Consider the following 22,604-nt stretch of genomic DNA (forward strand, 5'->3'; position numbering starts at 1 on the left):
TAGTAGCAAGTGATTGTAAAGATGAAGTTCTTAAGCATCACGGGCCCCAGGAATGATATTGAGCGCATGGCCGGTCAGTATCTTTCCAAGTATGAGATACAGCTGGAACACGCCCTGACTGAGCTTAAGACGGTACAGAATCTGAGAGCCTACACCGATAAGAATCCCTATGAAGAGATTCTGCGTCAGGCTTCAGAGTATCTCCCCGCGGATCTGCACACAGATCGGGAATTCCCCGATATGACGGTGGATAAAGCGGAGCAGATTTTAAGAGAAGCGGAAAAGAACCTGACGGATCTGAAGGAGCGGAAGACAGAGCTCATAGCGAAGTGTGAGAAATGCAAGGCTTCCATGGACAGTATCGAGCCCTTTCAGGGACTGGAATTCGATGTCCACAGCCTGCTGAATTTCCATTATGAGAAATACCGCTTCGGACGGATTTCCAAGGAGTACTTCGACAAGTTCGACCGCTATGTATATGACACGCTGGATACGATTTTCTATAAGTGTAAAAGCGATGAGGAATACGTTTACGGAGTATACTTCGTACCGGCTTCCCTGGCGGATAAGATTGACGCGGTGTACGCGTCCATGCATTTTGAACATATCTTTATTCCGGATGAGTACGAAGGAACGCCGACCCATGCATACGAAGAGCTGAAAGAAGAGCTGGCAAAGCTGGATGAGGAACTTGTGTCGATGGATCAGAAGATTACTTCCGTTGTGGCAGACCGCATCGATGAGCTGGCAGCCGCTTCTGCTTACCTGAAAAAGCGCAGCGCAAGCTTCGATATCCGGAAGTACGCAGCCCTGACCAAGGAGAAGGACAATGTGTTTTATATCCTCTGCGGCTGGATGCCGGAGGATCAGGCAGACGCCTTCCAGAAGGAGATTGAGGATGATGAGCAGACCTTCGTGGTGGTGGAGGATGACCATGACAATATCTTCAGCACCCCGCCCACGAAGCTTCATAACCTGAAGATTTTCCGTCCCTTCGAGATGTATGTGAAGATGTATGGACTTCCGGCCTACAATGAGATGGATCCGACCATGTTCGTAGCCATCACCTATGCCTTTATCTTCGGCGCCATGTTCGGCGATGTGGGACAGGGCCTGGTACTGCTGCTGGGCGGTTTCTTCCTGTATAAGAAGAAGGGCATGGATCTGGCGGCGATTATCGGCAGCGCCGGTATCTTCTCTACCTTCTTCGGTTTCATGTACGGCAGCTTCTTCGGTTTCGAGGATGTGCTTCCGGCCCGCTGGCTGAAGCCCAAGGAAGCTATGATGACGCTTCCGGTGGTTGGTCAGATGAACACCGTATTCGTGGTAGCCATCGTATTTGGTATGTTCCTGATTCTGACTGCGATGATTCTTCATATTATCGTGGCGGTGCGGAATCATGATATCGAAGGCACCTGGTTTGATACCAACGGTGTGGCAGGCTTTATCTTCTACGGCTTTGTAGTAGCAAGCCTGATTCTCTTTATGAGCGGACATGCGCTTCCGGCTACCATCATTATGGTACTGGTTCTGGGACTGCCCCTTCTGGCTATGGCCTTTAAGGAGCCGCTGACCGCCTGGATGGAGAAGAAGAAAGCAGAGCTGGATGGCGGCGTGGCCATGTATCTGGTGCTGACCTTCTTCGAGATGTTTGAGGTGCTCTTAAGCTTCTTCTCAAACACTCTGTCCTTTGTCCGTATCGGAGCCTTCGCAGTCAGCCATGCGGCCATGATGGAGGTCGTTCTGATGCTGGCAGGCTTCGAGAACGGCGCTACCGGCAACTGGCTGGTCATCGTACTGGGCAATGCCTTTGTCTGCGCGATGGAGGGTCTGATTGTAGGTATTCAGGTACTTCGTCTGGAGTACTACGAGTTATTCAGCCGTTTCTACAAGGGAACGGGACATGCGTTCAAGCCTTATAAGATGAACGAGAAATAAAGATACAGAAGCAATAATTTAAATTATTTATAAAAATTATTACAAAAGGTATTTAAAGGAGGAAATTCAAAATGTCTATGTTAGTGAAAGTATTACTGGTTGCAGCTCTTGTTTTAAGCATTATGGTTCCGTTCGGAGCATATTTCCTGGGACAGCCCTCCCGCAGCCGTTATAAGAGAAGCCTTGGATGCAACTGCTTCTTCTTCTTTGGTACTCTGGCTCTGGCAGCCGTTCTTGCATACGGCGGAAACGTACAGGCAGCTGAGACTGCCGCAGAGACCGCAGCAGGCATGTCCACAGGTCTTGGATACATCGCAGCAGCACTGGCTACCAGCCTTTCCGGTATCGGTTCCGGTATCGCAGTAGCATCTTCCGCAAGCGCAGCACTGGGTGCAATCAGTGAGGATCAGAGCATCTTCGGTAAGTCCATGATTTTCGTAGCTATGGCCGAAGGTATCGCGCTGTATGGTCTGATCATCTCCTTCATGATTCTTGGTAAGCTGTAAATCTCTGACCCGAAAGGCGGAATCCATATGAAGATGTATTTGATAAGCGACAATATCGATACCTGCACAGGCATGCGCCTGGCAGGTATCGAGGGCGCTGTCGTTCATGAAAAAGAGGAGCTGAAGGCGGAACTGAACCGCGCCATGGCAGATAAGGATATCGCTGTGGTGGTTCTGACGGAGAAGTTCGGTCAGGAATTTCCGGAGGTCATCGCCGAAGCCCGCCAGGGCCGCAGCCTGCCGCTTCTCATTGAAATTCCGGACCGCCATGGCACCACCAGAGGAGAGAATTTTATTACCTCCTATGTGAACGAAGCCATCGGAGTCAAGCTTTAGAGTGAAAAGGAAGGTGATCGCAATGACGACAGAAGAAAAACTGCAGCATTTTACGACCTATGCCATGGAAGAGGCGAGAAATAAAAGCGACGCCATGATCCGCGAATATACGGATGCCATGCGGAAGATTTTTGAGGAGCATCAGGAGAAGAAGCGTCGTCAGGAGGAGCTTGAGATCAAGACCGAGACCGATCGTCTGGTACGTGAGAATAACAAGCAGTTCTCCGAGGAACAGATTGAAATCAAGAGAACCTTAAGCAAAAAGCAGGATGAACTGAAAGAAAAGCTTTTTGTAGAGGTAAAGGATCTGCTGGCAAACTTTGCGGAGACCAGGGAATATCATCAGATGCTGGTGAAACAACTGCGCGAGGCAAGGGAGTTTGCAGGCGGAGACGAAGTGATTTTATATATTGACCCGTCCGATGCGCAGAAGAAATACAGCATCGAGTCAGAAGTAGGCGCGCCGGTGACGGTCAGCGAATACTCCTTTATGGGCGGAACACGCGCCGTACTGCCGGGACGGAATATCCTCATCGATAATTCCTTTGAGAGCAAGCTGGCAGGGGCGAAGGAAAGCTTCCAGTTAAAAGGAGGAGCACACCATGAATAGAACAGGCGTTATCTATGGAATCAACGGCCCTGTTGTATACATCAAAGGCAACACCGGCTTTAAGATGGCCGAGATGGTCTATGTAGGCAAGGAAAAGCTGGTAGGCGAGGTCATCGGTCTGGATAAAGACAGAACAACCATTCAGGTATTCGAGGAGACCACCGGAATCAAACCGGGTGAAATCGTAGAGGCTACCGGAGACGCTATCTCCGTATACCTGGCTCCCGGAATCCTGCATAATATTTTCGACGGTATTGAGCGTCCCTTAAGTGAGATCGCGAAAATCGGCGGCGCTTATATCAGCCGCGGTACCGTTGTAGATTCTCTGGATAAGGAGAAGCTCTGGGACGCCCACATGATTGTAAAGGAGGGCGACCGCGTCAGCGGCGGATCCATCATCTGTGAGGTACCGGAGACAAAGGCAATCGTTCATAAGGTTATGGTTCCTCCGAATCTCTCCGGCGTACTGACAAAGGTAATGCCGGACGGCCAGTATACCATCTGTGATACCATTGCGGTTCTGCAGCTGGACGACGGTACAGAGAAGGAACTGACCATGATGCAGAAATGGCCTATCCGTGTGCCGAGACCGACCACCAGGCGTTACCCGGCTTCCAAGCCGCTGGTTACCGGACAGCGTATCCTGGATACCCTGTTTCCTATCGCCAAGGGCGGTACCGCAGCGATTCCCGGCGGATTCGGAACCGGTAAGACCATGACCCAGCATCAGATCGCGAAATGGTCTGATGCGGATATCATCATCTATATCGGCTGCGGCGAGCGTGGCAATGAGATGACACAGGTACTGGAGGACTTCTCCAAGCTGGTTGACCCGAAGACAGGCAACCCCTTGATGGAGCGTACCACCCTGATTGCCAATACCTCCAACATGCCGGTGGCAGCCCGTGAGGCAAGTATTTACACAGGTGTTACTCTGGCAGAGTACTATAGAGATATGGGCTATGACGTTGCCATCATGGCAGACTCCACCTCCCGTTGGGCCGAGGCGCTCCGTGAGCTGTCCGGACGCCTGGAGGAGATGCCCGCCGAGGAAGGCTTCCCGGCATACCTGGCGTCCCGTCTGTCCGCGTTCTATGAGCGCGCCGGCATGATGCAGAACTTAAACGGAACAGAAGGAAGCGTATCCATCATCGGAGCTGTATCCCCCCAGGGCGGCGACTTCTCCGAGCCGGTAACCCAGAATACCAAGCGTTTCGTCCGCTGCTTCTGGGGACTGGATAAGTCTCTGGCATATGCCCGTCATTTCCCGGCTATTCACTGGCTCAGCAGCTACAGTGAGTACGTATCCGATCTGGCGCCCTGGTACAAGGATCATGTGGCAAAGGATTTCATGGACTGCAGAAATCGTCTGATGGTCATCCTGAACCAGGAGAGCAGTCTGATGGAGATTGTAAAGCTGATCGGCAGTGATGTGCTTCCGGATGATCAGAAGCTGGTTCTGGAGATTTCCAGAGTAGTACGTCTGGGCTTCCTGCAGCAGAATGCATTCCATCCGGATGATACCTGTGTCCCCATGGAAAAGCAGATGAAGATGATGGAGATCATTCTCTATCTCTATGACAAGTCCAAGGCACTGGTTACACAGGGCATGCCCATGTCCGTGCTGAAGCGTGAAAATATCTTCGAGAAGGTCATTGCCATCAAGTATGATGTGCCCAACGACCACCTGGAGATGTTCGACGATTACAAGAAAGCGATCGATGAGTTCTACGATCGCGTACTGGAAAAGAACGCGTAAGGGGAGGAAGAGAAAATGTCAATTGAATATTTAGGCTTAAGTGAAATCAACGGCCCCCTGATTGCCCTGGAAGGCGTACAGAACGCGTCCTACGAGGAGATTGTAGAGATTACGGTGGACGGCAATAAGAAAGAGCTGGGCCGTATCATTGAGTGCTATAAGGATAAGGCGGTAATCCAGGTGTTCGGCGGAACGGACAATATGTCCCTTCGCAATACCCACACCAAGCTGACCGGTCATCCCATGGAGATTGCCCTTTCCCCGGAGATCCTGGGCCGTACCTTCAATGGTATCGGACAGCCTATCGACGGTCTGGGCGAGATCGTCTCCGATATTCACCGGAATGTCAACGGACAGCCGCTGAATCCGGTAACCCGTGAGTATCCGCGTAACTACATCCGTACCGGATTTTCCGCTATCGACGGTCTGACCACTCTGATTCGTGGACAGAAGCTTCCGATCTTTTCCGGAAACGGTCTGCCTCATGATCAGCTGGCAGCACAGCTGGTAAAGCAAGCTTCTCTGGGTGATGATTCGGATGAGCAGTTCGGTATCGTATTCGCAGCTATGGGTGTGAAGCACGACGTAGCGGATTTCTTCCGCCGCGCATTTGATGAGAGCGGAGCTTCCGAGCATGTTACCATGTTTATGAACCTGGCAAATGACCCGGTGGTAGAGCGTCTGATCACACCGCGTGTGGCTCTGACCGCTGCCGAGTACCTTGCTTTTGAGTGCAATATGCACATCCTGGTTATCCTGACGGATATGACTTCCTTCGCGGAGGCCATGCGTGAGGTATCTTCCTCTAAGGGAGAAATTCCGTCCAGAAAGGGTTACCCGGGTTACTTATACAGTGAGCTGGCTACCATCTATGAGCGTGCCGGCATTGTAGAGGGCGTCAACGGTTCTGTGACACAGATTCCGATTCTGACCATGCCCAACGACGATATTACCCACCCGATTCCGGACCTGACCGGTTACATCACCGAGGGTCAGATTGTACTGGATCGTGAGCTGCACGGACAGGCTGTTTATCCGCCCATCAGCGTGCTGCCGTCTCTGTCCCGTCTGATGAAGGATGGTATCGGTGCGGGCTACACCCGTGAGGATCATCAGGATCTGGCGAACCAGCTGTTCTCCTCCTACGCAAAGGTGGGAGACGCGAGAGCGCTGGCGTCCGTTATCGGCGAGGATGAGCTGTCTCCGATTGATAAGAAGTATCTGCAGTTCGGTAAAGCCTTCGAGGCCCGCTTTGTAGGCCAGGGTCCGGAGGAGAACCGTACCATCGAGGAGACTCTGAACATCGGCTGGGAGCTTCTCGGCATGCTGCCGAGAGAGGAACTGGACCGTGTGGATACCAAGATTCTTGATAAGTACTACAAGCCGGCAGAATAATGTAAACCGAGTTTTTTAAGAAGGAGGAAGCTGTATGGATAACAATGCAGTTCCTACAAAAGGCAACCTCATACGCGCGAAGAACTCCCTGAAGCTGGCAAAGCAGGGCTATGAGCTGATGGACAAGAAGCGGAACATTCTGATCCGTGAGCTGATGGGTCTGGTGGATCAGGCCAAGGATATCCAGGCTGAGATTCGCACCACCTTCACCACGGCTTACGCGGCGCTTCAGAGGGCTGACATGGAGCTGGGTATCAACGCAGTAGCCGATGTGGCCCGGAATGTGCCCATCGAGGATACGGTGGAAGTGAAGACCCGAAGCATCATGGGTACTGAGATTCCCCTGGTCCGCTATGACGCAGCCACCCGTACTCCGGCCTACGCCTTCTACAGCACGAAAGAATCTCTGGATATCGCCAGGGTCTCTTTTGAAAAGGTAAAGGATCTGACCATCAAGCTGTCCGCGGTAGAGAATTCCGCCTACCAGCTGGCGGCCAATATCAAGAAGGCCCAGAAGCGTGCCAACGCTTTGAAGAATATCACCATTCCCCGCTACGAGGCGCTGACGAAGGATATTTCCAACGCCCTGGAGGAGAAGGAGCGTGAGGAGTTCACGAGACTGAAGGTTATTAAGAGGATGCATTCGTAAAGAAAAAAGATATGAACTGACAAAAGAGCAGTGCTGACAGAATTCTCCGGAGAGAAGGAAGTCAGCACTGCTCTTTGTTTGAAAATCAGATCAGCAGCCCCGGATTCTCCAGCAGCTGCTTGATCCTGCGGAGGAACAGAGCAGCCGGAGCGCCGTCTACGACGCGGTGGTCGTAGGTCAGAGAAAGCTGCATCAGCGGTCGGATGACCAGTTGGTCATTGACGACAGCAGGTTTTTTCTCCATCTTGCCTACAGCCAGGATACCCACCTCAGGCTTGTTGACGATGGCAGTGAAACTCTCGATGTCAAACATACCCAGATTGCTGATGGTAAAAGTGCCGCCGGACATTTCGTCCGGGGACAGGCGGTTCTCCTTAGTGCGGGTTGCCAGATCATGGCTGATGGCAGAAATCTCAGGGAGAGATTTCAGATCCGCGTCGTGGATAACCGGAACCAGGAGACCCGTGTCGGTGGCTACTGCCATGCCAATATTTACGTAATCCTTGGTGGTGATAAAGGAGTCATCCATGGTAGCGTTCATCATGGGAAACTCAATCAGAGCCTTGGCGGTGCAGCGTATGACGATATCATTGTAGCTGATCTTCACATCCGCAGCTTTCAGCTGCTCACGCAGGCGAACCGCTTCCGTCATATCCACAGTGAGCCGATGGTTGGCTTGGGCCAGAGTATTCAGACTGTCTACCATGCGCTGCGCAATGATGCGGCGCATATTGGTGACCGGAATCTGATGCTCGCCGCGTACCGGTGTCACAGAAGTGTCCGGTGTGGGAATGGTTGCCGCAGTTGCTGTATTTGATTGGGTAACAGCGCCTAAAACATCGCGTTCAATGATCATTCCCATGGGGCCGCTTCCGGTGATGGTATGATAATCAACGCCAAGTTCTCTGGCACGCATGCGTGCTCGCGGAGAGGAAAAGCTGCGTGTTTCTTCTGACAGGGGTGTTGTCTCAGCCGGGGCAGAAACCGTCAGTTTATCAGGATTACCCGTCAGAATCGTCTGATAATCTGCACCTGCAGGTCCGATGACCGCAATAGGAGTCGCCACCTCGGCGGTTTCGCCCTCAGGGCAGAGAATCTTAAGAAGTGTACCGGAGGCCGGAGCGTCGATGGTGATGGCCAGCTTGTCGGTCTCCATGTCGAAGAGGGGTTCGCCTTCTTTGACAGTATCGCCCTCTTGGAAAAGCCAGGAGGAGATCATGCCCTCAGTCATCTGAAGCCCCTGTTTCGGCATGATAACAATGTGACCTTCCATAGGAGAAGTGTTATGTAATTCTGTATCTGCAGAAACAGGAGCAAGAGTGCTAGCTGTCGTTGCCTCTCCTGCGGAATCCGGATCGCCGGCCAGAATAGCCGCATAATCTGCACCCGGTTCGCCAATCACAGCAATGGGAGCTGCCACCTCGGCAGTTTCGCCCTCAGGGCAGAGAATCTTTAAGAGAGTGCCGGAGGCCGGAGCGTCGATAGTGATGGCCAGTTTGTCGGTCTCCATTTCAAAAAGAGGTTCGCCCTCTTTGACAGTATCGCCTTCCTGGAAAAGCCAGGAGGAGATCATGCCCTCAGTCATCTGAAGCCCCTGTTTCGGCATAATAACAATTTTGCCCATAATGATTCCTCCTTATGCCTGATAGAGAACAGCCTTGGCCGCCTTTATAATGTCTGCCACCTGTGGCGTCGCTGCGTTTTCCAGCCCCAGATTGAAGGGAAGGGGACAGGGAGCTGTGCCGAGACGAACCGGAGCGGCATCCAGATACGGGAAAGCAGCTTCTGTCACCTGAGCCGCGATCTCCGCTCCCCAGCCGGCATTACGGTGTGCCTCATGAACTACCACCAGACGTCCGGTCTTTTTGACAGATTTTATGATGGTATCGATATCCAACGGTACCAGAGTCCGGGGATCAATGACCTCGGCGTGAATACCCTCTTTTTCCAACTCATCGGCTGCTTCCAGCGCACGGCTCACATAGAGCAGGTTGGCTACGATAGTTACATCAGTTCCGGCGCGTTTCACATCAGCTTTGCCGAAGGGAATCAAGTATTCCGGATCATCGGGCACATCACCCTTGCGGGCGTAGAGGGCCTTGTGCTCAAAGAACATCACCGGATTGTCATCTCGGATGGCAGTGCGGAGCAGTCCGGCTGCGTCTGCGGGGGTGGAAGGACACGCTACCTTCAGGCCTGGAATGTGCATAAAGAAGGTTTCCACGCTTTGGGAATGAGTTGCCGCATTGCCACGCCCGATACCCTGTTGGCCACGGATGACAAGGGGAATTTTTGCGTTACCGCCAAAGATATAGCGGGTCTTAGCGGCCTGATTCAGCAGCTGGTCCATAGCTACAAAGGTGAAATCCATATACATCAGCTCTACAATAGGACGCATGCCTGCGCAGGCAGCTCCGATACCGGCACCCACAAAACCTGCCTCGGAAATGGGGGTATTGCGGACCCGTTCGGTTCCAAATTCCTTATAGAGATCTTTGGTGCAGCCAAATACACCGCCCAGAGTTTCTACGTCTTCGCCCATGATAAATACGCGATGATCCCGCCGCATTTCTTCAGCCATTGTATCCCGGATGGCCATTGCATAGGTCTTGATACTCATAAGGCAGCACCTCCTTCACCTTCATAGAAAACGTCATCCAGCAACTGGGCCGGATCCGGCTCAGGGCTGTTCAACGCAAATTCAGCAGCCTTGTCTGCTTCATCCTGCGCGGCTTTTTCGATTGCATCCAGTTCCTCAGCGGTAAACAGTCCTTCTTCCATGAGCTTCGTGCGGTAGCGCTTGATGGGGCATTTCTGCTTCCATTCTTCTACTTCATCGCGGGTACGATAGGGCTGCGGGTCACCGGTCCAGTGGCCCAGCCAGCGGTAAGTTTTGCACTCAATGAGGGTCGGTCCGTCTCCGGCTTTGGCCCGGGCAAGCGCAGTGGCAAAGGCTTCATCGATGGCTTCCACGTCATTGCCGTCCACAGTGACACCGGGAATATTGTAGGCTGCACCGCGGACACTGATGTCCTTGACAGAGGTGGACTGCCAGGAAGGTACGGAGATACCGTACAGATTATTCTCGCATATAAAGATAATCGGCAGCTTCCATACAGAAGCCAGATTCAGCGATTCATGGAAGGTTCCTTCATTGGAAGCGCCATCTCCGAAGAAAGAGACGCTGACATGACCGTTGTTCTGCATTTTGCAGGCCAGAGCGGCTCCGGTAGCGATGGGAATACCACCGCCTACGATCGCATTGGCTCCCAGATTACCTTTGGAGAGGTCTGCGATGTGCATGGAACCGCTGCGTCCTTTGCAGTAGCCGGTAGATTTTCCCATAAGCTCGGCCATGGCCCGATCGAGGGTAGCGCCCTTGGCGATACAGTGTCCGTGTCCCCGGTGTGTGCTGGCTATGTAGTCCTGATCCGTCAGTCGGGAGCATACAGTAGCCGCTACGGCTTCTTCGCCTACATAAAGATGTACGGAACCGCGCAGCTTGTTGGCTTCAAATAAAGAAACGGCTTTCAGTTCGAAGCAACGGATGCGGTTCATCGTCTGATAGATCAGGCGAGCCCGTTCTTTTTCTATCATAGGGTTACCTCCTTGTTAGTTTTTTTTTGATTGGTCTGACCAATTTTGCCTACATTATAGCATTGGAAAAAGCGCTTGACAAGTAGTTTGGATAAAAATTTAGAAAATTTAAAATATTAACTGCAATAACGTGATAAAATGGATAAAAAACCAAAAATAAGAAAAAACTTAACGGGAAAAAGACGGGATTGTACTTGAAAATATACAATCTGCACGAAAAATAGGGGCGAAAATATGGGGAAGAGGGGAAGAAAATACTGCACTTTTACTGAAAATGAGGTTTGGTAGGGGAAAACTATAAAAAAATATTGAAAACCAAAAGAGTCAGTGCTATAGTCAATTATAGAAAAAGCATTATTGGTCAGACCAATATTGCAAGAGCTCGAAAGGCCTTTGGATTACATTTTCAAACAGGGTTTGCAAAGGAAAGTTATAAGTGGGTTTACAAGAAATAAATTGCAAACGCGGAATATTATAAGTAAAATAGTAATATAGATAAAAAGAGTAACACAGGTGGGAAAATGTACGAAAAGACACAAAAGCTTTATGAAGAAGTAGCGGGAAAGCTGCAGGAAGAAATTAGAACAGGCACCTATCAGCCTGGGGACAGGCTTCCATCGGAGCGTATCCTGTCACAGGAATACGGGGTAAGTCGATCGGTCATCCGCGAAGCCTTTCGTTCATTGGAGCAGATGGGATGCGTGGAGGCGAGAACCGGAGGAGGCACCTATGTGAAGGCTCCGGAGATTTCGTCTATGGTAGACTCTATGTCGATGCTGATCAGTCTGGATGAAAGCTTTGCCATGGAGTTGGTGGAAGCCCGACTGGTGGTGGAGACCGAGATCGCGAGACTGGCAGCAGAACGACGGACAGAAGAACAGATAGTCATGATGCATAAGACCCTGGATGAGATGCGAAGAGAGGTATACGCGGGGGGCAAAGGCATTGAGCAGGACAGCAAATTCCACGGACAGTTGGCAGAGGCTGCCGGAAACCGGGTTCTTCAGATGATGTCCTCCAGTTGTGCGGAGGTCCTGAACCGGTCCATGGAAGTGACCCAGGCTATTGAAGGAGTTCCGAAGCTGGCATTGCTTGCCCACGAGGGGATCCTTTATCAGGTGGAGAAGCAGGACGGAGGAAAAGCAGAGGCTTGCATGAGAAAACATCTGATGAGCGCGGATGAGAATCTGCGACGGGTTTTTGCAGACAACACAAAAGTGTTGTAAAGCGCTGAAAAAGCCGCGAATCAAAAGCGGTTTTTTTAGCCCTATTTTCGTAAGCGCTTACGATTTATAAAATAACATTAAAATATACAAATTATCAGAAAAAATAATGAGGGACCACATTTGACAAATGGAGTAGACAAAAATAAGAAGATTACCATATATGATATTGCGCAGGAACTGCGTATTTCCATTGCTACCGTAAGCCGGGCGCTGAATGGAAAAGAGGACATCAGCGAGAAGACCAGAGAGGCGGTATATGAGGCGGCTGAGCGGATGGGATACAAGGCCAGCAAGACAGCAGCCAGTCTGTCCCGCAAGGAAAAGAAATTTGCGGCCCTGTTCCCGAATTTGATTCATGATTATGACAACGAGGTTCGCCGGGGAATCCAAAAAGCCGTAGAAGAGCTGCATGATTACCACGTAAGTGTGGAGATGATCACCATCGAGGGCAAGGCTGAAGGCTACATGGAGAAGCTGAAAGAGTTATCTTACAAGGATTACGATGGAGCACTTATCATTCCGCCGGAAGGGGAGGAGCAACTGTCGGAGCTTCTTCGAAGCACCCGGCTTGGCAAGCTGTCACTAGTGACCATGACCACGGACCTGGATCGGGATGTGAGAGTATTCGGAGTCCAGAGTAACGGTCTGGTAGCCGGACATATGGCAGGTGAGCTGCTGGCGACGCTTCTGGGACCGGGCAAAAAGGTAGCCCTGGTGACCGGACAGATGACCAGCCAGATACATAAAAGCACCGCAAAGGGCTTCCTGGACGAGGTGGAAGCGCAGAAGCTGACCTTTGCAGGCACTTACGAGCATTACGACGATCCGAAGAAGGCTTACGAGACAGCGGGAAGGCTGATTGCGGAGCATCCGGATCTGGATGGTATTTATCTGGCGACAGCCAACTCCGTCACCTTCTGCAGCAGACTGGTGGAGCTGGGATACGGCGGCAAGATCAAAATCATCGCGTCCGACGTATTTCCGAAAATGGTGGAGCTGGTCCGGTCGGGACTGGTGTACGCAACCATTTTCCAGAATCCTTTTAATCAGGGAAGGCTGGCAGTCCAGTACCTGTTCGAGTACCTGCTGGGGGAAAGAAAATTCGAGGAAGATGAGATTCTTCTGGATCCGCAGATTGTGATTCGCAGCAACATGGAGCTGTACGAAAAGAAATGCGTGGAGGTCATGAGCGAGGATATTTTGTTTTAGGTCATAAAAACAGGCAAAATAAATACTTTTTAAAGAAGGGAGGAAAGAAACAAGTCTGTTCAAAAAGGGAAAAGCAAAATAAGGGGTAACACTATAAAAATTAGGAGGGTTTTCGTATGAAAAAAAGAACAATTCAGAAACTTTGGGCACTGGGACTGAGTCTCGCAATGGTAGTTGGACTGACAGCCTGTGGAGGCGGCGGCTCTACTGAGACCACCACAACGGACACCACAGAGACCACAGAAGCAACCGAGACCACCGATACCGCGGAAGCGACGCCGGCAGACGATTTTGATCCGTCACAGTATTCCGTAGCCATCTGTATGGACAACATGAACCATCCGGTACACCGTATCGTACAGCTGGGCTTCCTGAAAGCAGCTGAGGCTCTGGGATATGACAATGCCAAGGTTATCGGTACCGAGGGTGGAGACACCAGCGAGGCTTTCGCGGCAGCAGAAGCATTTGCGGCAGAGGGCGGCAACGGACTTCTTCTCTGGGCAGGAGATTCCAGCTGCTACAACACCATCGCCAACGTGGCTGCTGAAGGCGTTATCGTAGGTATCCCGCACTTCAATCATCAGCAGGAAGACGGAAGCTATCCGGAAGGCCTGGCATTCAACATGGCATGTGATCCGAAGCTTTACGGCCAGCAGGTAGCAGAGCTGATGGCAAAGAGCCTGGACGGCAAGGAAGGCTCCGTAGCTCTGACCCAGAACACCAAGAACGTAACTGAGAACGCGGCAACCGATTCCTTCAAGGCAACCTGGGATTCTCTGAAGGGTACATACGATCTGAGCAAGATTAAGATTCTGGACGTACAGCTGGAAGGCGGCGTGGTAGACCAGGCAACCGCGATCAACCTTGCAATCATCCAGTCCAACCCGGATATCATCGGCGCTTTCGGTACCACCGGAAACTCCCCGATTACCTGGGCAGACGCAGCAACCAAGGCTGGTAAGAAAGACGGCGAAATCTTCATCGTAGGTATGGACGCAACCGAAGGCAACCTGGATTATCTGGAGGCAGGTAAGGTACAGGCAATCGTAGCTCAGCCGCTGTACGACGAGGCTTATAAGACCATGGAGTATCTGGATACTATCTTCCGCGGCGGTACTGTTCCGGAGTGGACCGACCTTGAGGCTCCTGTAGTTACCAAGGATGGCGAAGGCAAGAACGGTCTGGCATATCATCGCGACATTGCGAAGCAGGTAGAGGAGTTCTTCCAGTAAATCAAATAAGCAGCACAGATGTGTGACGGAAGGGTGCTACATGGGTGTTCCTGGTAACACCCTTCCATTTTTACAGACATAGTAAAGTTTACAGACATAGGAAGGGAAAATTGTATGGAGAGAGAATATGTACTGGAGGCTGTGGACATAACCAAAAGGTTTCCCGGTGTACTGGCGAATGACGCGGTCTGTCTGAATGTAAAATATGGCGAGGTGCTGGGTCTTATCGGAGAAAACGGTGCTGGAAAATCCACACTGCTGAAGATTTTAAATGGAATTTATCCACATGGAACCTACGAAGGAAAGCTGATTCTGGAGGGCCAGGAGGTACAGACCACCAGCACACAGGACGCTATGGCAGTGGGAATCGGCTATGTTCCCCAGGAGACCAACGTACTGAAGAATTTCAGCGTAGCAGAGAATATCTACATGTCGGATCTGCGTCTGACCAAGCTTCATCAGGGCGAAAAGCAGAGCAAGACTCCATTCGTAAATTTCCGGGAAATGTATCAGGCGTGTGAAACGCTTCTGAAAGAGAACCGAATCGATCTGGATCCCAAGGCGGACGTGCGGAAGCTTTCCGTAGGACAGCAGCAGATGCTGATGATTGCCCGGGCGCTGGCGACGAAGCCGAAGGTTCTGATTCTGGATGAGCCCACCACATCCTTATCAGGCAGCGATGTAAAGAGACTGTTTGAGGTAGTAAGAAATCTGAAAGAGAACGGAACGAGTATTATCTTTGTAACACATAAAATGGAAGAGATTCTGGAGCTGACCGACCGTGTCACGATTCTGCGGGACGGCAAGAACATCAGCACTTTTGAGAAAAAAGATTACGACACCGGAAAGATCATCGCGGATATGATTGGCCGTGAGATTTCCGAGCTGTATCCGGAACGGCATAACGAGATTGGGGACGAGGTTTTCCGCGTAGAGGGTCTGACAGTCGAGCATCCCTATATTGCCAACCGTGATCTGATTCACGACGTATCCTTCTGTGTACATGCCGGAGAGGTGCTTGGTCTCGGCGGACTGGTAGGAGCGGGAAGATCCGAGGTTTGCACGGCTATTTACGGCATGATGCCGATTAAATCAGGAAAAATATTCCTTAACGGGAAAGAAATACATATACGTAATACCGAAGAAGCGGTGAAGAACGGCATCAGCATGGTAAGCGAGGACAGAAAGCGTTACGGCCTGAACTTCAGCTGGGATATCGGAAAGAATATCGTAATTTCCAATCTGAAGCCGGTCAGCAAATGGAACTTTGTATCCACCAAGAAGCTTGCCGAGCGGGCAAAGCCCTATTTTGACAACCTGCATGTGAAGGCGCCCAGCCTCAATACCCGCGTGGCTACTCTTTCCGGAGGAAATCAGCAGAAGGTAGTTATCGCCCGCGCGCTGAACGCTTCCCCGAAGGTGATGATTCTGGATGAGCCTACCAAGGGAATCGACGTAGGATCCAAGAACGAGATTTATCAGCTGATCAATGAGCTGGCGGCCCAGGGCGTGGCAATCATTATGATTTCCTCGGAGCTGCCGGAGCTGATGGCCATGAGCGATCGCTTCGTCATTATGGCAGACGGCCATGTGGCGGGCGAGCTTGAGAAGGAAGAGACCAAGGAAGCAAGTATTATGCAGCTGGCAACAAAGAGCTTCCGACAGGACGGAAAGAAGGAGGCGTAGACATGAAGGAGAAACAGAAGACAAACAAATCAGGATTCTTGGTAAAGGTCCTGTTGAATCCGGAAATCGGTATCCTGATTCCGATTCTGATCATCTGTGTGGTAACCACCATGATCAAGCCCAATTTCCTGACCTGGAAATACATTTCCTCGATTCTGGTGGGAAGCATCTTTATCGGAGCGGCGACTCTGGGCGAATGTCTGATCATCATGTGCGGTGAGATTGACATGTCCCTTGGCTTCTGCGGCTGCCTGGCCGGCGTGATGATGGGAATCGCGGCAAGCGAATGGGGACTTCCCCTGATTCCCTGCATCCTACTCTGCCTGGCCACCGGAGCGGTAGTGGGACTGGTCAACGGACTGTGCGTCTGCAAGCTTGGCTTAAGCAGCTGGATTACCACACTGGCCACCCAGTTTATCTGCCAGGGTCTCGCGGTTACCATCAGCCAGGGACAGCCCATGTCTATCGCATCCCTTGGCACCGGCGCATTTACCAGAGCAAAACCTCTGGGACTGAACTGGCTGTTCTTTATCTTCGTTCTGATGATCTTGGCACTGGATGTGCTGCTTCGCAGAACCCGGTACGGCTATTATCTGAAATCCGTAGGCGGCAATCAGGACGCTTCTGTGATGGCAGGTATCAACGCGAAACGGATCAAAATCATCGCGTTCATTCTGGCAGGTCTGTTCGCAGCCATGGGCGGTCTGTTCGACGTACTGAACTCGGGAGCCTCCAACGCGGCATTCGGCAACGGACGTGAGTTCCGCGCCATCATCTGCTGTGCCATCGGCGGTATCTCCATGACAGGCGGCGCAGGTTCCTCCTTCGGAGTAGCCCTCGGCGTACTGCTGTTCCATACGCTCTGGTATTGCTTAAGAATCCTGGATGTAAATACAAATCTTCAGCTGGTGCTGATCGGTCTGATTCTGGTGCTGTCCGTAATCATGGACATCCAGCGCAAGAAGATCGAGGCACGGAAGCTGGTATAGAGTCTGGACGGAAGGAGAGTGAATACATATGAATGAGCAGGCAGTAAAAACAGGAAAATCCGGAAGTCTGAGAAAGATCTTCGGAAGTGACGAATTTGGCGTATTTCTGCCGCTGCTGGGAATTATCGTCGTGACAACGGTTCTGCGTCCGGACTTCTTATCTGTATCGAACTTTTCCGCCATGCTGGGACAGGTAACCTTCATAGCGCTGACCGCGCTGGGAGCAAGCTTCCCGCTGATGGTAGGACAGGTAGATATCTCTACGGGACGAGTGGCCGGCTTTGCGGGTATTATCATGTCGTCCATGGTAGTAGAGCATGGAATGGGAGCACTTCCGGCGATCCTTCTGGCCCTTGTGGCCTGCCTGATTGTGGGCGTAATCAACGGAATTCTGGTGGTCTATCTGGAGGTTCCGGATTTCGTGGCAACCATGGGAACCCTGTATATGGTAGGCGGAGCCAGATACCTCTTTGTAAAGGGTTATCAGTTCTCCCTGAATACCCAGGAGAATTTCCCGTTGGTAGAGATTTTTGACGGACGTTATCTGGGAATGCCGCTGTATTTCTGGATCATGGTTCTGATTTTTGTACTGGTGTATATCATCATCAAGAAGACTCTGTGGGGGCGGAGACTTCTGGCTACCGGCGACAACCGCGAGGTAGCGGCGCTGGCAGGTATCAACACCAACAAGATGCGGATGGAAGCCTATATGATTTCCGCGTTCCTGGCGGCTATCGCAGGTCTTCTGATTACGTTGGACGTAGGTATCGGTCTTCCGGAGACCGGAGACGGCTGGGAGTTCCGCGCGATCGCAGGCTGCGTAGTCGGCGGCGTCAGCCTGGCAGGCGGCAAGGGCTCGCCTCTTGGCGTACTGATTGGAACCGCGCTGGTATTCGTGGCGGAGAACGCGATTATCTTCCTGGGATGTCCGGCAACCATGAAGGTGGCTGTACAGGGTCTCCTGATGGCAGGCGCGGTATTGATTGACTTGTACAGGCAGAAGAGGAAGGTTCCGGCCTGATAAGGGGAGTTTTTACATTATATAAAGGAGGAGAAATTTATGCGGGTGGATTTGAAAGACAGAGTAGTGATCGTGACCGGCGGAGGCGGAGCCATCGGCGGAGCAATGGCGGAAGCGTTTGCGGAAAATGGAGCGAAGGTGGTAGTAGCCGGACGTACCATTAAGACGCTGGAAGCGGTGGTAGAGACCATCAAGGCAAAAGGGGGAGAAGCATCCGCAGTCATCGCGGACGTCAGCGACAGAGACAGCGCGGCCAATATGGTAGCGGAGACCGTGAAGCTGTACGGACGCCTGGATGTACTGGTAAATAACGCGGGAATCAACGGCGGACCGGATCAGAGAAAGCCGATTCACGAGTATTCCGACGAATTATGGGAGCGCATCATCAATGTAGATTTGAACGGCGTGTACTACTGCTCCAAGCCTGCGATTCAGCAGATGGAGAAGCAGGGCCAGGGCGGCAACATCATCAACATCGGTTCCATCGTGGGCCTGGCGCCCCTGAGACTGCAGTGCGCGTTTACCGCGGCGAAGGCGGGCGTATTCAACCTGACCAAGGCCATGGCTCTGGAGCTGGCGCCCTTAAATATCCGTGTCAATGGCATCGCGCCCGGATCCATTATGTTCGAGGGAACCAGAAAGCTCTTTTACGCGGATCCGGTGAAGGCGGAGGCTATGATGTCCCATATTCCTCAGCACAGACCCGGAGAACCGAAAGATATCGCCGGAATGGCCTGCTTCCTGGCTTCCGATGATTCCTCTTATATGACCGGAACAATCAATGTGGTAGACGGAGGCTGGATCTGCGGCTATACACGGGATTTCTGATAAAGGAGGGCCTATGAAGGTATTACTTGCTTATAAACCGGGCGAAATGCGGATCGTAGAGATGGAAAAGCCGGTACCGGGGCCCGGAGAAATTCTGGCGAAGGTGGCTCACTGCGGCATCTGCGCCACAGACGTAGCTATCGCGGACGGCACCCTGACGCTGGGCGACGGCATGGATCCCATCTATCCCGTGCGAATCGGACACGAGTGGTCCGGCGTGGTGGTGGAGACCGGCGAGGGAACCTGGAGACTGAAACCGGGCGATCGCGTCATCAGCGATACCGGATACTCCTGCGGCGAGTGCGAGGCCTGCCTGAATGGAGAATATCAGAGCTGTGAAAATGGCAGAGCCATCGGAACCACAGGAAACTGCTGGCCGGGAGCCTTCGCGGAATATATGCTGATGCCGGAGCGTCTGACCTTTAAAGTACCGGATAATGTACCTTTGGATGAAGCGGCGCTGGTAGAGCCCTCCAGCATCGGACTGTATGGTCTGCTGCGGGCCCATATCGGACCGGGCATGAATCTTCTGGTGGTGGGAACCGGCCCCATCGGTCTGGGCGGAATGGCCTGTGCCAAGGGCATGGGAATCGGCAAGACCATCCTGGCGGGACGGAAAGAGAAGAAGCTGGCCATCGGAAAAGAAATGGGAGCGGATATTCTGGTCAATACCACCAAAGAGGATCTGCATGAAGTAGTGATGCGGGAGACGAGAGGCCGCGGCATGGACGTGATTCTGGATACCACCGGAGATCCGAACATGTTAAACGATCTGCTGCTGATGCTTCGCGGAAGCGGAACCATCGTAATCCCGGGCTTTTATGAATGCGAGCTGAACGGCGTGAAGCTGGATCGGCTGATTGCAAAGAACTGTACCATGATCGGCGCGGCAGGAACGCCCAATATGGGCCGGAAGATTCTGGATATGCTGGCAAACGGCCACACATCCTTAAAACCCATGATTACCGAGCGGTATCCGTTCGATCAGGCCATTGAGGCGTTTGCGGCAGTGAAGGCGCACAATGACAGACGCGTAAAGATCATGATTGATTTTGACTGACGGAGGTCGGTATGAAGGACTGGAGACCGGAGGGAACGCAGCGATCCTGCGTGGAGCATTATGGCAACATGGCACAGCTGGCCGGGCTGAAACGCTATATTCTGGCGGACGGCAAAGCGGCGGGGGTAGTGGCTGTGGACGTGAATACAGGCGGAGGGCTGGAATTTACGGTCCTTCCGGGAAGAGGCATGGATATTGTGGGATGTCGTTACCGCGGTGTCCCGGTATCCTACCTTTCCAAGGCGGGGATTACCGCCCCGGGGTATCATGACCCCAGAGAAAACGAGTGGCTGAAGAATTTTTTCGCCGGACTTCTGACCACCTGCGGCATGTCCAACGCGGGGCCCTCCTGCAAGGATACGCATCCGTTCGCGGGAGAGATCCTGTACGGGCTGCACGGGGACGCGTCAAACATCGGGGCCGACCAGGTGGGAACCTGGGAGGACTGGACGGAGGACGGCTACGAGATGAAGGTCACCGGACGGATCAGCGAGGGACGGCTTCACGGAGAGCATCTGACCCTGCGGAGAACCATTTCCGCGAGGCTCGGTGAAAAGTGCTTCCGTCTTCGGGATGAATACCGGAACGAGGGCGATCAGCCGGAGCCGCTGATGTTTTTCTACCATATAAATATCGGTCATCCGATTTTGGATGAGGGATCCGTGTTCGCGGCAGCCGACAGGCGGGTATGGGCGGAGACGGAGGCGGCCAAAGCAGGCATGGAGCGCTACGCGGTCTGCGACGGGCCGAAAAAAGACGTGACAGAGCAGCAGTTCTTCCACGAGTTCTACACGGACGCGGAGGGGAAGACCTGGATCGCTCTGATAAACAAAAAGCTGGAGCTGGGCGTGTACCTGAGTTATCACCCGGAGCAGTTGCCCTACATGGCCCAGTGGAAGGTGGGGAGAACCGGGGAATATGTATTTGCCTTTGAACCGGGCAACTGTCATCCCATCGGAAGGGCCGAGCAGAGAAAACGGGGCGGACAGGAGATTCTGGAGCCGATGGCAAAGCACATCGTGGAGCTGGAACTGGGAATCCTGGACGGTTCGGAGGAGATAGCAGAATTTCAGGAGAAGCTTGAAAAGCTTATCGGAGGTGAAGAGCGTGGGTAAAAAGGTAGTTGTATTCGGAAGCTTTGTAGTGGATCTGACAGGAAGAACCAAGACGCTTCCGGTACCGGGGCAGACCGTCATGGGAAGTACCTTTGTGATGGGACCCGGCGGAAAGGGATCCAATCAGGCGGTAGCAGCCCACAGGGCCGGCGCGGATGTGACGCTGGTGACCAAGGTGGGTAAGGATGTATTCGGAAAGGTCGCTACGGATTTTTATGAAAAAGAGGGCATGAACACCGAATATATCTTCGTGGATGAGGAAAAAGAGACAGGCTGCGCGCTGATTACGGTGGAAGAGGGAACAGCCCAGAATGAAATCGTAGTCATCAGCGGCGCCTGCGGCAATATAACAGACGAAGACGTGGAGAAGAGCCGGGCGCTCATCGAGTCTGCGGACATTCTCCTGCTTCAGCTGGAAATCAATTTTGACGCTCTGTACAAGGTGATTGATATCGCCCATGCAGCAGGCGTGACCATCGTGCTGAACACCGCTCCGGCGGCAGAGCTTCCGGCGGAGGTGCTGAAGAAGCTGGATATCGTCACGCCCAACGAGACCGAGGCACAGATCCTCACCGGCGTGAAGATTGAAAATGGAGACGACGCGAAAAAGGCGGCAGAGGTTCTGATGGAAAAGGGCGTAAAGCAGGTAGTCATTACCTTGGGCTCCATGGGAGCATTCGCCATGAACAGCGAAAAATCCGAGCTGGTAGAGCGGCTGTCCGTGGACGCTATCGACACCACCGGCGCGGGAGACGCGTTTAACGGCGGCTTCGTCATGGCGCTGGCAGAGGGAAAGGATCTGTTCACGGCCCTGCGCTATGGCAATGTGACGGGAGCGCTTTCAGTAACCAGGAAGGGCACCGCGCCCTCCATGCCGGATCGGGAAGCCATCGACAGATTATATGCAGAAGCCTACGGCTGACAGAAAGGAGTTTCATATGGAAGGATATCCTCTGGGAGTAAGAAGAGACGGCTCTTATTACACAAGAATCGAATGGGCCAGCCACACGGAATCAGACCCTACCTTCTGGGTCGTGAATCTGATCCGCGACGATCTGGAACGCAACGGCGGTACCTGGGGAGCGAACACGCCGGGCCCGGCTACCGTAGTCTTAAGCTTCTTTGGCGAGACGCAGAAGATCAGCAAAATCCGCGTTTTCCGGAATGTGGGACTGGATATCAGCGTGCTGGAAGAGCTGGCGAAGGCCATCGACATCTATATCAGCGACACCGACGAGCCCAGAAAGCTTCGGAGAAAAGAAGATCAGATCGACGACGTTCCCTGGACCTTTGTAAAGCATGTGGAGATGGAAAAGGCCGAGGGCTGGCAGGAAATCCAGCTGGATACGTCGGTGGAAGCAAAATTTGTGCGTTTTGATCTTCTGGAGAATCACGGAACGCCGATTCCGTGGACAGAGACAAGTGAGATAAAGATTTATCCGTAAAAA

21 protein-coding genes are annotated in these 22,604 nt (G+C 52.4%); 18 read left to right on the plus strand and 3 right to left on the minus strand.

The genetic code is table 11. The annotated features are described in order from the left end of the window. Positions 1-9 precede the first annotated feature (9 nt). From WMO29_RS12320 to WMO29_RS12350, 7 genes are all read left to right on the plus strand, one after another. Entirely contained in the window at positions 10-1,938 is a 1,929-nt protein-coding gene (locus tag WMO29_RS12320; RefSeq protein WP_349164995.1) for a V-type ATP synthase subunit I, read from the plus strand. A 71-nt stretch (positions 1,939-2,009) separates the two neighbouring features. Continuing rightward, a complete protein-coding gene (locus WMO29_RS12325) occupies positions 2,010-2,444 on the plus strand; it encodes an ATPase (RefSeq protein WP_178039860.1) in 435 nt (144 codons plus the stop codon). A 27-nt stretch (positions 2,445-2,471) separates the two neighbouring features. Beyond that, the gene (locus WMO29_RS12330; protein ID WP_178039859.1) at positions 2,472-2,780 is read left to right on the plus strand and encodes a V-type ATP synthase subunit F; all 309 of its coding nucleotides are present in this window, start codon (positions 2,472-2,474) and stop codon (positions 2,778-2,780) included. A 22-nt stretch (positions 2,781-2,802) separates the two neighbouring features. Further along, the gene (locus WMO29_RS12335; RefSeq protein WP_178039858.1) at positions 2,803-3,390 is read left to right on the plus strand and encodes an ATPase; all 588 of its coding nucleotides are present in this window, start codon (positions 2,803-2,805) and stop codon (positions 3,388-3,390) included. After that, positions 3,383-5,149 (plus strand): V-type ATP synthase subunit A, encoded by a 1,767-nt coding sequence (locus WMO29_RS12340; protein ID WP_349164996.1) that lies wholly within the window; start codon positions 3,383-3,385, stop codon positions 5,147-5,149. The genes WMO29_RS12335 and WMO29_RS12340 overlap by 8 nt, the downstream gene beginning before the upstream one ends. 15 nt (positions 5,150-5,164) lie before the next feature. Then, on the plus strand, positions 5,165-6,544 hold the full coding sequence (locus WMO29_RS12345; protein ID WP_178039856.1) for a V-type ATP synthase subunit B: 1,380 nt from the start codon (positions 5,165-5,167) through the stop codon (positions 6,542-6,544). Positions 6,545-6,578: 34 nt separating this feature from the next. Further along, complete coding sequence (locus WMO29_RS12350; protein WP_349164997.1) at positions 6,579-7,193, plus strand: V-type ATP synthase subunit D; 615 nt, start codon at positions 6,579-6,581, stop codon at positions 7,191-7,193. A gap of 85 nt (positions 7,194-7,278) precedes the next feature. Here WMO29_RS12350 and WMO29_RS12355 read toward each other — a convergent pair whose 3' ends face one another. The 3 genes from WMO29_RS12355 to WMO29_RS12365 are packed head-to-tail and all read right to left on the minus strand — an operon-like array spanning position 7,279 to position 10,790. Continuing rightward, entirely contained in the window at positions 7,279-8,817 is a 1,539-nt protein-coding gene (locus tag WMO29_RS12355) for a 2-oxo acid dehydrogenase subunit E2 (protein WP_349164998.1), read from the minus strand. A 12-nt stretch (positions 8,818-8,829) separates the two neighbouring features. Next, the gene (locus WMO29_RS12360; RefSeq protein WP_349164999.1) at positions 8,830-9,813 is read right to left on the minus strand and encodes an alpha-ketoacid dehydrogenase subunit beta; all 984 of its coding nucleotides are present in this window, start codon (positions 9,811-9,813) and stop codon (positions 8,830-8,832) included. Then, positions 9,810-10,790 carry a thiamine pyrophosphate-dependent dehydrogenase E1 component subunit alpha gene (locus WMO29_RS12365; RefSeq protein ID WP_349165000.1) on the minus strand — a complete coding sequence of 327 codons (981 nt, stop codon included), beginning with the start codon at positions 10,788-10,790 and terminating at the stop codon, positions 9,810-9,812. Before WMO29_RS12365 ends, WMO29_RS12360 begins: the two co-directional genes overlap by 4 nt. A 521-nt stretch (positions 10,791-11,311) precedes the next feature. On the opposite strand from WMO29_RS12365, the gene WMO29_RS12370 reads away from it, so the two are divergent. The 11 genes from WMO29_RS12370 (at position 11,312) to WMO29_RS12420 (ending at position 22,601) form a co-directional block, all read left to right on the plus strand. Continuing rightward, a complete protein-coding gene (locus WMO29_RS12370; protein WP_178039852.1) occupies positions 11,312-12,016 on the plus strand; it encodes a GntR family transcriptional regulator in 705 nt (234 codons plus the stop codon). A gap of 120 nt (positions 12,017-12,136) precedes the next feature. Beyond that, positions 12,137-13,225 carry a LacI family DNA-binding transcriptional regulator gene (locus WMO29_RS12375; protein ID WP_349165001.1) on the plus strand — a complete coding sequence of 363 codons (1,089 nt, stop codon included), beginning with the start codon at positions 12,137-12,139 and terminating at the stop codon, positions 13,223-13,225. Positions 13,226-13,341: 116 nt separating this feature from the next. Next, on the plus strand, positions 13,342-14,457 hold the full coding sequence (locus tag WMO29_RS12380; protein ID WP_349165002.1) for a sugar ABC transporter substrate-binding protein: 1,116 nt from the start codon (positions 13,342-13,344) through the stop codon (positions 14,455-14,457). A gap of 114 nt (positions 14,458-14,571) precedes the next feature. Then, positions 14,572-16,143 (plus strand): sugar ABC transporter ATP-binding protein, encoded by a 1,572-nt coding sequence (locus WMO29_RS12385; RefSeq protein WP_349165003.1) that lies wholly within the window; start codon positions 14,572-14,574, stop codon positions 16,141-16,143. 2 nt (positions 16,144-16,145) lie between these two features. Continuing rightward, the gene (locus WMO29_RS12390) at positions 16,146-17,132 is read left to right on the plus strand and encodes an ABC transporter permease (RefSeq protein WP_349165004.1); all 987 of its coding nucleotides are present in this window, start codon (positions 16,146-16,148) and stop codon (positions 17,130-17,132) included. 28 nt (positions 17,133-17,160) lie between these two features. Continuing rightward, entirely contained in the window at positions 17,161-18,153 is a 993-nt protein-coding gene (locus WMO29_RS12395; protein WP_349165005.1) for an ABC transporter permease, read from the plus strand. Between the two features lie 39 nt (positions 18,154-18,192). Next, positions 18,193-18,981, plus strand: a complete 789-nt coding sequence (locus WMO29_RS12400; RefSeq protein ID WP_349165006.1) for an SDR family NAD(P)-dependent oxidoreductase — start codon at positions 18,193-18,195, stop codon at positions 18,979-18,981. A 13-nt stretch (positions 18,982-18,994) separates the two neighbouring features. After that, the gene (locus tag WMO29_RS12405) at positions 18,995-20,041 is read left to right on the plus strand and encodes a zinc-dependent alcohol dehydrogenase (RefSeq protein WP_349165007.1); all 1,047 of its coding nucleotides are present in this window, start codon (positions 18,995-18,997) and stop codon (positions 20,039-20,041) included. A gap of 11 nt (positions 20,042-20,052) precedes the next feature. After that, positions 20,053-21,156, plus strand: a complete 1,104-nt coding sequence (locus WMO29_RS12410; RefSeq protein WP_349165008.1) for an aldose 1-epimerase family protein — start codon at positions 20,053-20,055, stop codon at positions 21,154-21,156. Continuing rightward, complete coding sequence (gene rbsK / locus WMO29_RS12415) at positions 21,140-22,078, plus strand: ribokinase (protein WP_349165040.1); 939 nt, start codon at positions 21,140-21,142, stop codon at positions 22,076-22,078. The genes WMO29_RS12410 and rbsK overlap by 17 nt, the downstream gene beginning before the upstream one ends. Before the next feature lie 16 nt (positions 22,079-22,094). Further along, positions 22,095-22,601 (plus strand): hypothetical protein, encoded by a 507-nt coding sequence (locus WMO29_RS12420; protein ID WP_349165009.1) that lies wholly within the window; start codon positions 22,095-22,097, stop codon positions 22,599-22,601. Positions 22,602-22,604: the final 3 nt, after the last annotated feature.

This window comes from Laedolimicola intestinihominis (assembly GCF_040096155.1).
GTDB lineage: Bacteria > Bacillota > Clostridia > Lachnospirales > Lachnospiraceae > Laedolimicola > Laedolimicola intestinihominis.